10 protein-coding genes are annotated in these 14,163 nt (G+C 33.2%); 6 read left to right on the top strand and 4 right to left on the bottom strand.

Annotated features, from left to right (window positions below; translation table 11 throughout):
• The first annotated feature begins 95 nt into the window (after positions 1-95).
• The 6 genes from L987_RS02305 (at position 96) to L987_RS02280 (ending at position 8,493) form a co-directional block, all read left to right on the top strand.
• Positions 96-1,979 carry an ABC-F family ATP-binding cassette domain-containing protein gene (locus L987_RS02305; protein ID WP_011303657.1) on the top strand — a complete coding sequence of 628 codons (1,884 nt, stop codon included), beginning with the start codon at positions 96-98 and terminating at the stop codon, positions 1,977-1,979.
• Between the two features lie 13 nt (positions 1,980-1,992).
• Positions 1,993-3,771 (top strand): DNA helicase RecQ, encoded by a 1,779-nt coding sequence (gene recQ, locus L987_RS02300; protein WP_047502733.1) that lies wholly within the window; start codon positions 1,993-1,995, stop codon positions 3,769-3,771.
• Positions 3,772-4,076: 305 nt separating this feature from the next.
• Positions 4,077-5,039 (top strand): ABC transporter ATP-binding protein, encoded by a 963-nt coding sequence (locus tag L987_RS02295; protein WP_011303655.1) that lies wholly within the window; start codon positions 4,077-4,079, stop codon positions 5,037-5,039.
• Entirely contained in the window at positions 5,036-6,553 is a 1,518-nt protein-coding gene (locus L987_RS02290; protein WP_002483939.1) for an ABC transporter permease/substrate-binding protein, read from the top strand. The genes L987_RS02295 and L987_RS02290 overlap by 4 nt, the downstream gene beginning before the upstream one ends.
• A 158-nt stretch (positions 6,554-6,711) precedes the next feature.
• A complete protein-coding gene (gene hisC / locus L987_RS02285; protein ID WP_011303654.1) occupies positions 6,712-7,767 on the top strand; it encodes a histidinol-phosphate transaminase in 1,056 nt (351 codons plus the stop codon).
• 177 nt (positions 7,768-7,944) lie between these two features.
• A complete protein-coding gene (locus tag L987_RS02280; RefSeq protein ID WP_002483937.1) occupies positions 7,945-8,493 on the top strand; it encodes a 5' nucleotidase, NT5C type in 549 nt (182 codons plus the stop codon).
• A 170-nt stretch (positions 8,494-8,663) separates the two neighbouring features.
• Here the strand turns inward: L987_RS02280 and L987_RS02275 are convergent, their stop codons facing one another.
• The 4 genes from L987_RS02275 to queF all read right to left on the bottom strand — a co-directional run bounded on the left by L987_RS02275 (position 8,664) and on the right by queF (position 14,155).
• Positions 8,664-9,623: a diacylglycerol/lipid kinase family protein gene (locus L987_RS02275; protein WP_041784836.1), complete on the bottom strand. Its 960-nt coding sequence runs from the start codon at positions 9,621-9,623 to the stop codon at positions 8,664-8,666.
• 459 nt (positions 9,624-10,082) lie between these two features.
• A complete protein-coding gene (locus L987_RS02270) occupies positions 10,083-11,588 on the bottom strand; it encodes a peptide MFS transporter (protein ID WP_011303651.1) in 1,506 nt (501 codons plus the stop codon).
• A 370-nt stretch (positions 11,589-11,958) separates the two neighbouring features.
• Entirely contained in the window at positions 11,959-13,473 is a 1,515-nt protein-coding gene (locus L987_RS02265; protein WP_011303650.1) for a peptide MFS transporter, read from the bottom strand.
• Positions 13,474-13,654: 181 nt separating this feature from the next.
• A complete protein-coding gene (gene queF / locus L987_RS02260) occupies positions 13,655-14,155 on the bottom strand; it encodes a preQ(1) synthase (protein WP_002483932.1) in 501 nt (166 codons plus the stop codon).
• Positions 14,156-14,163: the final 8 nt, after the last annotated feature.

Below are 14,163 nucleotides of genomic sequence, written 5' to 3'. Positions count from 1 at the left end.
ATCATTTGAGTTCAAAAAGGTGTATAATATATAGAACTGAAATTAAGTTTAACAGAAATAATTATAATTTTCGATATTTAAAAGGATGTTGGACAATGGAAGCATACAAAATTGAACATTTACATAAATCATATGCCGATAAAATCATTTTTGATGATTTGCAATTGTCTATTTCTGAAGGTGAAAAAATAGGACTTGTAGGTATAAACGGTACAGGAAAAAGTACACTACTCAAAGTGATAGCTGGATTAGATGAAGACTTTAATGCTGAAGTCTCGCATCCTAACGCCTATCGCATTAGATATTCTTCGCAAAAGCAAGAATTTGATCGTAATATGACTGTATTTGAAGCTGTATTAACTTCAGAAACGAAAACACTACAAGTGATTCGTGCATATGAATCAGCTTTAAATCAATATACTGCAACACAAAGCGATGATGATTTCAAAAAAATGATGAATGCACAAGAAGAGATGGATAATTATCAGGCGTGGGATTATAGTGCAGAAATTAAAACGATTCTGTCAAAATTAGGTATTTATGACACGACGAAAGAAGTGAGTGCACTTTCTGGTGGTCAACAAAAAAGGGTTGGCTTAGCTAAAACATTAATAGAACAACCTGATTTACTACTCTTAGATGAACCTACCAACCATTTAGATTTTGAATCTATCAATTGGTTAATCAATTATGTAAAACAATATCCGCATACAGTATTGTTTGTAACGCATGATCGTTACTTTTTAAATGAAGTATCGTCACGCATCATAGAACTTGATCGCGGTAAACTCACGACATATACAGGTAATTATGAAGCTTATATTGCTAAACGTGCTGAAAATGAAGTCATAGAACAAAAACAACAAGCTAAGCAACAATCCTTATATAAAAAAGAACTCGCATGGATGCGTGCTGGAGTTAAAGCCCGTTCTACTAAACAACAAGCTAGAAAGAACAGATTTAATGATTTGGAACAAGATGTGAAAGGGCAACAACATCAAGATAAAGCATCGTTGAATTTGGCATATTCAAGACTTGGAAAACAAGTGTTTGAATTAGAGCATTTAACCAAACGGATAAATGATAAAACGCTATTTGAAGACATCACACAAATCATTCAAAGTGGCCAACAAATAGGTATTGTGGGGCCAAATGGCGCAGGTAAGACAACATTACTGAATATATTGAGCGGTGAAGATCAAAGTTATGAAGGTAATCTTAAAATTGGTCAAACCGTTAAGGTCGCATATTTTAAACAAACAGAAGAGCGTCTCGATCGCGACATCAGGATGATTGACTATTTAAGAGAAGAAAGTGAAGTTGCTAAAGAAAAAGATGGCACTTCCGTATCTATAACGCAATTGCTTGAAAGATTTCTATTTCCAAGTGCAACACATGGTAAAAAAATCTATAAATTATCAGGTGGCGAGCAAAAAAGGTTATATCTTTTAAAATTATTAGTCCATCAACCGAATGTGCTACTACTAGATGAACCAACAAATGATTTAGATACAGAGACACTTACAATTCTTGAAGATTATGTTGAGACATTTGGTGGTGCCGTCATCACTGTCAGCCATGATCGATACTTTTTAAATAAAGTCGCTCAGGAATATTGGTATATTCATGACGGAAAAATGGAACGCATCATCGGTACGTTTGAGGATTATGAAGCATATAAAAAAGAGCAAGATCAAAAGATAGAACAACAGGCTAAACAACAATCAAAAAATAAAACAAATAATGAGAAGAAAAAGAAAAAAGGTTTATCATATAAAGAGCAAAAAGAATATGAAACTATCATTGAACGTATTGATACAACTGAACAGAGATTAGAAGAGATTGATGAAGAAATGGTTGCAGCAAGTTCAGATTACGCTAAGATAAAAGCGTTGAATGAAGAACAAAAGCAATTAAATGAACAGTATGAAACAGATATCTCAAGATGGAGCGAACTTGAAGAACTAAAAGAACAATGAGGGATTTTATAACATGGAGTCAACATTATCACATTATTTTGGCTATGATACTTATCGTCCTGGTCAAAAAGAAATCATAACTAGAGTCATGAACCATCAAAATGTGCTAGGTGTGTTACCAACTGGTGGGGGAAAATCAATTTGTTATCAAGTACCAGGATTAATGTTGGGTGGAACGACGATTGTCATCAGCCCATTAATTTCTTTGATGAAAGACCAAGTTGATCAATTAAAGGCCATGGGTATACATGCAGCTTACTTAAATAGTAGTTTGACGCAAAAGCAACAAAAAGAAATTGAGACCCAACTTCGAAAAGGTGAGATTCAATTTTTATATGTTGCACCGGAACGTTTTGATAATGTTTATTTTATAAGATTATTACAACAACTATTTATTCATTTAGTTGCATTTGACGAAGCACATTGTATTTCAAAATGGGGTCATGATTTTAGACCGAGTTATCAAGATGTTATTCATAAAGTGTTTGCATTACCACAAGATTTTACGATTGTAGCACTTACAGCGACAGCCACGATAGAAGTTCAAAAAGACATCATGGAACGTTTGAATATTGGTAAGCATGATGAGGTTAAAACAAGTACAAAACGACGTAATTTAGTTTTTAAAGTAAATCCGACTTATCAACGTCAGAAATTTGTGATGGAGTACGTCAAAGAACATAAAAATGCAGCGGGTATTATTTATTGTTCAACGCGTAAACAAGTAGAAGAATTACATGACGCTTTAGAAAACAACGGCGTAGATAGTACTATATACCACGCTGGGCTTTCTAATAAAGAACGTGAGGCAGCACAGAACGATTTTGTTTATGACCGTGTCCGTGTTGTAGTAGCTACCAACGCATTTGGTATGGGAATTGACAAATCTAATGTTCGTTTTGTGATCCATTACAATATGCCAGGTGATTTAGAATCTTATTATCAAGAAGCAGGACGTGCAGGACGTGATGGTTTAAATAGTGATTGTATATTGCTATTTAGTGAACGTGATATTGGCTTGCACCAATATTTTATTTCATCATCAAAAGCAGACGATGATTACAAAGATAAAATGGGTGAAAAGCTTAATAAAATGATACTTTATACTAAAACTAAGAAATGTCTGGAAGCGACGCTTGTTCATTATTTTGAGCCAAATGAAAAATTAGAAGAATGTGGCCAATGTAGTAATTGTGTCGTTGAAAATAAAACGTACAATATGACGGATGAAGCTAAGATGATTGTCAGTTGTATTGCACGTATGAAACAACAAGAAAGTTATAGTGTGATTATTCAGGTGTTGAGAGGCGAAGAGTCAGATTATATTCGCTATTGTGATTATCATCAGCTATCAACACATGGCATTATGAAAAATTATACAACATCTGATCTCAGTCACCTTATTGATGAACTTAGATTTAAAGGATTTTTAAATGAACACGATGAAATTTTAACTTGTGATAATTCAGTCAAAGAATTATTGAATAACCAAGTAGATGTATATACAACACCATTTAAACGTAAGTCGAAAGAGAAAGTAAATATCAATACGGTCGAAGGTGTAGACCGTGCATTGTTTGATGAATTAATTAACGTACGCAAGCAATTAAGTGAGTCGTTAAGTATTCCACCAGTCAGCATATTCTCAGATTTCACATTAGAAGAATTTGCAAAAAGAAAACCAGAATCTAAACAAGAGATGATTTTGATTGATGGTGTAGGAAGTTATAAATTAAAGCATTACTGTCCGATGTTTTTAGAAAAAATCCAAACATACAAAGCTAAAAGTTAAATGAGCTAAACATTTTAATTTTCAAAAATATATCTATATACTTAATAATATAAATGAAAATGTGTACTTATCATGAACAACATAACTGCGAAGTTAATTTGACAATAATTAATATTTCTATGCAACCATGTATGCCATAGATTTAGTTTTTGTTAAAAATTAACTTCGCTATTTTTATAAAAAGTTTTATAAGATGTATGTTTAATGTTGTTTTGAGTTTTTGATGAATAATACATAAATTATATATAAATAGGGAATAAACTATAATAATTGTAATTTGAGTATATTAAAGTGAAGGTGAAAAAGTGATAGAATTTAAAAATGTAGTAAAACGTTATGGGGATAAAACAGCCGTAGATGATATCAGTTTCAATATACAAAAAGGGGAATTTTTTGTATTGATTGGGCCATCTGGTTGCGGTAAGACGACAACTTTAAAGATGATTAATAGATTAATCTCACTTTCAGAAGGTTACATCTATTTTAATGATAAGCCGATAAGTGACTATCCTGTTTATGAAATGAGATGGGATATTGGGTATGTGTTGCAACAAATTGCTTTATTTCCACATATGACAATTAAAGAAAACATTGCGCAAGTACCACAGATGAAAAAATGGAATGAACAAACAACGAATCAGCGTGTTGAAGAACTCATGGATATGGTTGGTTTAGAACCAGAAACATATAAAAATAGAAAACCTGATGAGCTATCTGGTGGTCAACAACAACGTGTAGGCGTTGTTCGAGCATTAGCAGCCGATCCACCAGTTATCTTAATGGATGAGCCATTTAGTGCGTTAGATCCCATTAGTCGAGAGAAATTACAAGATGATTTATTAGAACTTCAACAACAAATCAAGAAAACGATTATTTTTGTGACACATGATATTCAAGAAGCAATGAAATTGGGAGATAGAATTTGTTTGTTAAATAAAGGTCATGTAGAACAAATTGATACGCCAGAAGGATTCATCAATCATCCTAAAAATGACTTTGTGAAACAATTTATGGGAAATCAATTACAACGTACGGTTAATGATTTAAAATTATCAGAAATCATTGATGGACTTCCTATCCATGAGCAAGATGTGAAAGCAGGTTATCCTGTTATCGATAGTGACAAATACGTGAAAGATATCTATTCAGCGTTAGCAAGTCATGAAGCAATTATCGTTCAAGATATTACAAATGCTACGCAACACGTGTTAAGTCGTCAGGACATTTTTGAAATATTATCGGAACGTAAAGGAGGTCATCATGAATGAATGCCTTCATAGATACACTCATTCAACGTAGGGGAGAATTATTAACCACGATATTTGAACATATTCAAATTTCATTTATTGCTCTGTTGATTGCGGCTTTAATAGGTGTACCATTAGGTATTGCCTTAACAAAGACACGTAAATTGTCTGAAGTTATTATGAATATTGCTGCAGTGTTACAAACAATACCTTCTCTTGCTTTATTAGGTCTTATGATCCCGTTGTTCGGTATTGGTAAAGTACCAGCGGTGATTGCGTTAGTTGTATATGCATTATTACCTATTTTAAGAAATACATATACAGGTATAAACGAAGTGGATCCATCACTAGTGGAAGCGGCAAAAGGGATAGGTATGAAACCTGGACGACGTCTTTCGAAAGTCGAATTACCTATTGCTATGCCTGTTATTATGGCTGGTATTAGAACAGCGATGGTTTTAATTATTGGGACTGCTACACTTGCAGCATTAATAGGTGCTGGTGGTTTAGGTGATCTTATCTTGTTAGGTATCGACCGAAATGATACTTCATTAATACTAATTGGTGCCATTCCAGCAGCATTATTAGCTATACTATTTGATTTAGTTTTAAGATATATGCAAAACATGTCATATAAAAAATTACTTATTTCGCTTGGCGTCATTGTAATTATTTTATTATTAGTGATTATTGCGCCTATGCTAGGTCAAAAGGGTGACAAAGTGACTCTAGCAGGTAAATTAGGTTCTGAGCCATCCGTGATTACGAATATGTATAAGATTTTAATTGAACAAGATACCGAGGATACTGTAGAAGTTAAAGACGGTATGGGAAAAACATCATTCTTATTTAATGCATTAAAATCGGATGACATTGATGGCTATTTAGAGTTTACAGGTACGGTACTAGGTGAACTAACAAAAGAGGATTTAAAATCTAAAAAAGAAGCGCAAGTCTATCAACAAGCAAAATCTAGTCTGGAAGATAAATTTGATATGACAATGCTGAAACCAATGAAATACAACAATACGTATGCTTTAGCAGTTAAAAGAGACTTTGCAGAAGCACATCATATTAAGACGATTGGTGATTTAAATAAAGTAAGTGATCAGATTAAACCTGGCTTTACTTTAGAATTTAATGATCGTGGCGATGGTTATCCTGCCGTTAAAAAAGCATATGACCTTGATTTAGGTGACGTGAAAACAATGGAGCCTAAATTACGTTATCAAGCAATTGAAAATGGAGACATTAATTTGATTGATGCTTATTCAACAGATGCTGAACTTAAAGAATATGATATGGTTGTATTAGAAGATGATAAACATGTCTTCCCACCTTATCAAGGGGCACCTATGTTTAAGGAATCATACTTAAAAGAACATCCAGAAATTAAAAAACCACTGAATAAATTAGAAGGTAAAATTTCAGATGAAGATATGCAACAGATGAATTATGATGTAACCGTTAAGAATAAAGATCCATATCAAGTGGCAAAAGATTATTTAGAAAAACACAATTTAATAAAACATTAGTATACAAAAATATGAGGCTGAGACATCTAATGATGTACTGGCCTCATATTTTAAACTTAATTTGATGATAAGGATGCATTGATTTTCGTTGAACATTGGGTTTATAATGGTTATTAAGTTTTGAAATTTCTGTAAATTCAAGGAGGACCGATACAACAATGAAGAAACAAATAGAGCAATTATCAGCATATGAACCTGGGTTATCACCTAGAGCATTAAAAGAAAATTATGGTATTAAAGGCGAATTACATAAATTAGCATCGAATGAGAATTTATATGGTCCGTCACCAAAAGTTAAAGAAGCAATTCAAGCACATTTAGATGAATTGCAATATTATCCAGAAACAGGTTCTCCATTAATCAAAGAGGCAATTAGCAAACATTTAAATATAGACCCAGCACGCATTTTATTTGGTGCAGGTTTAGATGAAGTCATTTTAATGATTTCGAGAGCAGTATTGACGCCTGGTGATAAAATTGTGACGAGCGAGATGACATTTGGCCAATATTATCATAACGCAATTGTAGAATCTGCAAATGTGGTGCAAGTTCCATTACAAAACGGTGAATTTGATTTGGATGGCATCTTATCAGAAATAGATAATGATACTAAACTGGTATGGTTATGTAATCCAAATAATCCGACTGGTAGATATTTTACACATGATGCGCTTCGCAATTTCTTGGAACGTGTACCAAGTCATATTCCAGTGATTGTAGATGAAGCATACGTAGAATTCGCTACAGCCAAAGATTTTCCAGATACTTTAGCTTTACAACAAGAATTTGAAAACGCATTTTTATTGCGTACATTTTCAAAAGCATATGGCTTAGCAGGCATGCGTATTGGTTATGTAATTGCAGCAAAAGAAGCCATTGAAAAGTATAATATCATACGTCCACCATTTAACGTAGGACGTTTATCTGAATATGCTGCATTAGCTGCGTTGGAAGATCAAGAATACTTAGCTTCTATCCGTGAACGTAATGCAGAGGAAAGAGAAAAATTCTTTGAATTATCACAAAGTGATCACTTTTACCCAAGCCAAACTAATTTTGTCTTTGTTAAGACGGACAAACCACATGAATTATATGAAGCATTACTCAATGTGGGATGCATAACAAGAGAATTTCCGAATGGCGTAAGAATTACGATCGGTTTCCCAGAACAAAATGCAAAAATGCGTGAAGTATTAGCGCAGTTTACTTTATAAAAGGTGTATGAACGAAACGTTCTACGTTACTAAATTTGTAATTTTATTGCAATTTTGGTTTCGTTGAACGTTTTTGCTATACTTAAATAAATATTAACTATTAGATTTAGCCTATATGACGATGTATCGTGTGCTATTTATTTTAGATTATGAATTGAAAAGGGAGTAGAGTGAGACATGACAAAAAAGAAGATTGCGATTGATATGGACGAAGTGCTTGCAGATACTGTAGGTGCATTGATTGAAGATGTCAATCAACGTACAGACTTAGGGATTACGATTGATATGTTAGATGGCATTAAGTTGAGACATGCCATGCCAGAGCATGATGGTTTGTTAACTGAAATTTTAAGGGAGCCTGGCTTTTTTAAGAAATTAAAAGTGATGTCAGATGCGCAAGATGTTGTTAAAAAATTAACAGAACACTATGATGTGTTTATCGCAACTGCAGCAATGGACGTTCCAACGTCATTTCATGATAAATACGCGTGGTTAAGAGAGTACTTCCCATTCTTAGATCCACAGCATTTTGTATTTTGTGGTAGAAAAGATATTGTACATGCAGATTATTTAATTGATGATAACCCAAGACAACTAAGTATTTTCAAGGGTACACCAATTATATATACGGCTACACATAATATTAATGATGATAGATTTACACGTGTTAATAACTGGAAAGAGGTAGAACAATATTTCCTAGGTGATAGTGCATATCATATCTAAACATTGTCATAAAATTGGGTAGAGACATAAATCATTTAGTTTAATAAGAAACGAGTCTGAGACATCTATTTATGTCCCAGACTCGTTTTTGTTTATTGCTATGAAATTAATCCATTATTTTATAAGTTAGAGAGTACTGTAAGTGAAGTCATCTCATATCATTATATCATTTATTCACTTTCTGGTTGGTTCGTTGCTTGTGCTTCAGGCAATGTCAAGATTTGAATAGCATTTGGGATAACTTCAATTTCTAAAGGTGTTTTTAGATTAATTTCTCCATCAATATCCACCTTCATTTGTGGATCTGTTTCAATCGTTATTTTTTTTGCCGGTAAATGTTTAATGCCTTCTGTCATTTTGTTCCAATTCATGCTATCACGTTGTTTAAATACATCATTTAAAACACTTGAACTTTGTTCTTTGAAGATGAACGTATTTAAATAACCATCATTAGGTGATAAATCGGTTAATGGAATACGACTTCCACCTATAAAAGGTCCATTGGCTACGACGAGCATTGAAGTATTACCGTCTACGGTTTGATTATCAACTGAAATTTTATAATCAAAATGCTCTGGATTAAGTAACGTTTTAACTGTAGAACCTACATAACTTAACTTACCAAAGATATCTTTATTACCATTTTGTACATTTTCAGCATTTTGAACAATTAATCCAAGTCCAACAAAGTTGAGTGCATATTCATCATTTATCTTCATGACATCGTAAGGTCTTAATTCCGCATTCATCAGTTGTTGACTGGCCATTTTATGACGTGGATTAAGATTTAAAGTTTTTACAAAATCATTAAATGTGCCTCCTGGAATGATACCAATAGGAAGATTTAATTCACTCTTCATAATGCCATTAACTAACTCATTGACCGTACCATCGCCGCCTAAAATAAAGATAATATCAACATCATCACTGTAACGTTTATCTTTAATTTTTTGGCAGAAGGTAATAATATCTCCTTCATTTTCACTGAGTTGTATTGATAAATGTCTACAAAATGTAGTTAAGGATGTTGCGACATCTCCTAGACCTCTATAGATGTCTTTAATCCCGGTATGTTCATGGTAAAATAATACGCCATGTTTAAATTGTTTTTTAGTCAAGGTGCTCACCATATTTCTTTGATTTTAGATTTGTATCTATATCAGTGTACCCGTTTTTAGTTAAAAATATGTTTAATGTCGTATATATGTATGTAGGGATTCATGTATTAATCAAGTTTATCTGCGAATTGTATTTGAGTATGGTGATAAAAATTTCCATATATATAGGGCCGCAAATCAGCCATTCAATAAAAAATATCTCTATATAAGTGTCACATAGAGGTGAAAAGGGGCTTTCTTACTTTAATCTATGTTGTATCAATGGTTGATACCTAGGATCATTGTATGAGTGAGAGATTTCAAGCTCGAGCCATAAACCATAGACCAATAAGGACATTCAAAATCGTAAAACTTTAAAAAAAGAGGACTCATCCATTTATGGAAGTCCTCTTTTTGAGCATGGGTACGTATGACCCAGATGTTTTTAAAATGAAAATCATCAGAATAAATAGTTTTTTGAAATTGTAGAAACTATTTAATACCGCGCATGCCTTTGACAATTTTTGGTACGAAAGCAAGAATAACAAGGCTGACTACGATTGCAATACCACCTAAAAGTAGGAAGTAATTTTTATGGCCAAGCGGTTCAATCAATTTAACTAAGGTACCGTTAATTGCTTGCGCACATGCATTCGTTAATAACCATAAACTCATCATTTGTGTGTTAAATGCTTTTGGTGCTAATTTAACTGCTGCACTGTTACCTGTAGGAGATAAACATAATTCACCAATAACACAAATAATGTAGGAAAGAATAACCCAGTTAACACTTAAATTATTACCAGATGTGTGACCAATTAAACCAATCATAATGTAAGAAGCACCAGCTAGTGACGCACCGAGTACAAATTTAGTTGCTAAACTTGGTTGACGTCGTGCCATTTTTGCCCATATCAGTGAGATAACAGGTGCTAATAACACGATGAATAATGGGTTAATGGATTGGAATAGTGCTGGACCGAAATCTGTCTTCCAACCAAAGAGGTTTAATTTCATATCACTACTTTCAAAGGCAAATAGGTTAAGTACGTTGGCACCTTGTTCTTGAATAGACCAGAATACAACACCTAAAAGGAAAAGTGGTATAAATGAAATAACACGTGAGCGTTCATCATCAGTAACATCTTTACTACGAATCATAATTGTGAAATAGATAATTGGTAATGCTACACCAAGTATCAATACAGTTGTACTAACGATATTAAATGATAATGTACCAGTTAATGCTGTAATAACAAGCACTGCAGCAATAATTAAAATAGCCACGATAAATATCAATGCATATTTTTTCTTTTCGCTTTGGTTTAATGGATTCGTTGGTTTTGTACCTACATTACCGATATTTTTCTTGTTAAATATCATGTACCAAGCTAAACCAAGCGCCATACCTACAGCTGCAATTAAGAAACCAGCATGGAAATTACCAGTATTTACGAACTGATTTAGAATCAATGGTGAAATAAGTCCACCTAGATTGACAGACATATAGAAAATAACAAAGCCTGCATCAATACGTGTATCATTTTCTGGGTATAATCGACCAACGATATTAGAAATACTTGGTTTCATTAAACCAGATCCAACGATAATGAAGAACATTGAGATAAATAATCCGACAATATCTAATGGTAAACTTAAGAAAATATGCCCGATAATAATGAGTACACCACCATAGAAAGTAGCAGCACGTGTACCCGTAATTCTATCCGAAATCCAACCACCAAGTACCGATGTCATATATATTAGTGCACCGTAAACAGCCATAACTGACTGTGCGGTACCTTTATCCATACCTAATCCGCCATCTTTTATAGCGAAATACATATAAAAGATAAGTAAAGCGCGCATACCATAGTAGCTAAATCTTTCCCAAAATTCTACAAAGAATAGCACCCCTAGTCCTTTAGGATGTCCAAAAAATCCTTTTTGAGGAATTGATTCTACTGCTGAGTCTTGCGCTATGTATTTGTCTTGCATAAAACATTCCCGTCCTTTCTTACTCCCAATAAAAATATATAAAAAAAATTTTACGCTTTATTAAATTAAATTGCAATAATATTCTCAAAATAAGAATATTGAGAATATTCTGTTATTTTATGCAATCAATTTTATGCCATTTAATTTCCTCATTTAAATGATGATAATTAGATGTAATTATAAAATGAATAATATATAGCTTGCTTTGCATCAGTAATGAATGTGAAGAGGGGTATGTTTGTACTCAATGTCCTTATAATAAAAAAACTATTAGGAAATAAAAAAACTGCTCACCCAGCTTTATAAGCTTGGATGAGCAATATTAATTCATTTAAAATCATAAGTTGATTTTAAATAGTAATATGAACGATTAGTATACGCCTTTCATGGCACGTTTTACTTTAGGTGAAATGATTAATAGAAGTATACCGATAACGACTGCAAATAAACCTGAATACATAAAATAGTCACTTTGATTTATTTTTGTATAGACAACAACAAGTTGTGCGTTAAGTCCTTGTGCAGTAGCATTACTTAACATCCACAAACTCATCATACGTGCTGTAAATGTCACAGGTGCTAATTTAGTCGTTGTAGACAAACCAACAGGTGATATACAAAGTTCACCAATTGTAATTAATAAGAAACTGAGTACAAGCCATAATGGATTTATTAATTCAACGCCTGTAGCTAAAGGAATAATCATAACTAAGTAAGACAAACCAGCAACGATTACACCGATAGCAAATTTATAAACGGTAGGTGGATTGTGTTTACCTAATTTCATCCAAAGTGTTGCAAATATTGGTGCAAGTACCACGATAAAGATTGGGTTGAGTGACTGTGCCCAAGCTGATGGTATTGAAAAGTCAATTAAACCATTTGTAAGCACTGACATTTCTAATTGTGTCTTTTTATCTGCGAATGTTGCTAAAATCGTTGAGCCTTGTTCTTGAATCATCCAAAAGGCAACAGATGTGATATATAAAGGTATGTAACTGTAAACACGTGAACGTTCATCTTTCGTTACATCTTTACTCGCAATCATATTAATAAAGATGTAAATCGGTAATACGATACCTAAAATAGTAATTAAGAAACTGAAATTTTCTAAAGTTAAAGCATTATTTAATTGCAGGATAAGTAAGTAAATTAAGAATAATAGAATGATACCACCAGATATCAAACCGAATTTTTTAAGTTCAGGCTTAGTTAGTGGATTAGGAACATTACGACCAGCTAATCCTAAGTTTTTCTTACGTTTAATTGCGTAAACGACTAAACCACAGAACATGCCAATTGCAGCAGCTAAGAAGCCAGCATGGAAACTAATTCTAGTTTGTAAGTAACCCGTTAATAACGGTGCAGTCAAACTACCTAAGTTAATACCCATGTAAAATAATGTGAATGCAGCATCACGACGGACATCGTTACGATCATATAATTCACCAACGGTCGTTGAGATATTTGGTTTTAATAAACCGGTACCAGCAATAATGACTGCGAGTGCTACCATGACTAACGTTAAGTTATTTGGTAGTGAAAGTAAGATATGACCTATCATAATCAAGAAGCCACCATAAAAGACGGCATTCTGGGTGCCGGTAATCCTGTCGGCAATCCAACCACCGATGACACCTGACATGTAGATTAATGTACCGTAGATAGCAACAATTTGCATTGCAACTGCTTGACTTAGACCGAAACCACCCTCAGCAACACTATAGTAAAGATAGTATATGAGTATCGCTTTCATCCCATAGTAACTGAACCTCTCCCAAAATTCAGTGAAGAATAATGTACTTAGTCCTTTTGGATGGCCGAAGAAACCGGTTCTTGGAGTACTTTCCATAATTTCTTCGTGTGTATAATTAATTTTTTTCATAATTTCCCTCCCCCTAAATGGTTGGATTTATTTTATAATGTTTTTACAAAAATAACAAGTGTATATATCAATAGCGCAAAATTAAGTTTGGAATCAATTTAATAAAAATGAAATAATATAAAAATAAACTACCTGCAAGATACTTTAAGATCTTGTGGGTAGTTATTATAATGAAGAAATCTTAACGATTATCTATTTTTTCAGGATAAAGATCATGATTCATTAAACGATGTTCTGCCATTTTTTCATATTTAGAATCTGGACGGCCATAATTGGTATATGGATCAATTGAGATGCCACCACGTGGTGTGAACTTGCCCCAAACTTCAATATAATGAGGGTCCATGAGTTCGATTAAATCATTCATTATGATGTTCATGCAGTCTTCGTGGAAATCACCGTGATTTCTAAAACTAAATAAATAAAGTTTTAAAGATTTTGATTCAACCATTTTGATATTTGGAATATAAGAAATATAAATTGTAGCGAAATCTGGTTGACCAGTAATAGGGCAGAGTGATGTGAACTCAGGGCAATTGAATTTAACAAAATAATCGCGTCCCTGATGCTTATTATCAAACGACTCTAAAACGTCAGGTCTATAATCAAAATCGTATTTGTTATTTTGATTACCGAGTAATGTAATATCTTCTAATTCTTCTTTATTACGTCCTTCTGTCATGGTAAAGC

Origin of the sequence: Staphylococcus sp. ZWU0021, from assembly GCF_000798895.1 — a bacterium.
GTDB lineage: Bacteria > Bacillota > Bacilli > Staphylococcales > Staphylococcaceae > Staphylococcus > Staphylococcus saprophyticus.
The sequence above is the reverse complement of the archived record's forward strand: the minus strand, read 5'-3'. Positions and strand labels throughout refer to the sequence as shown.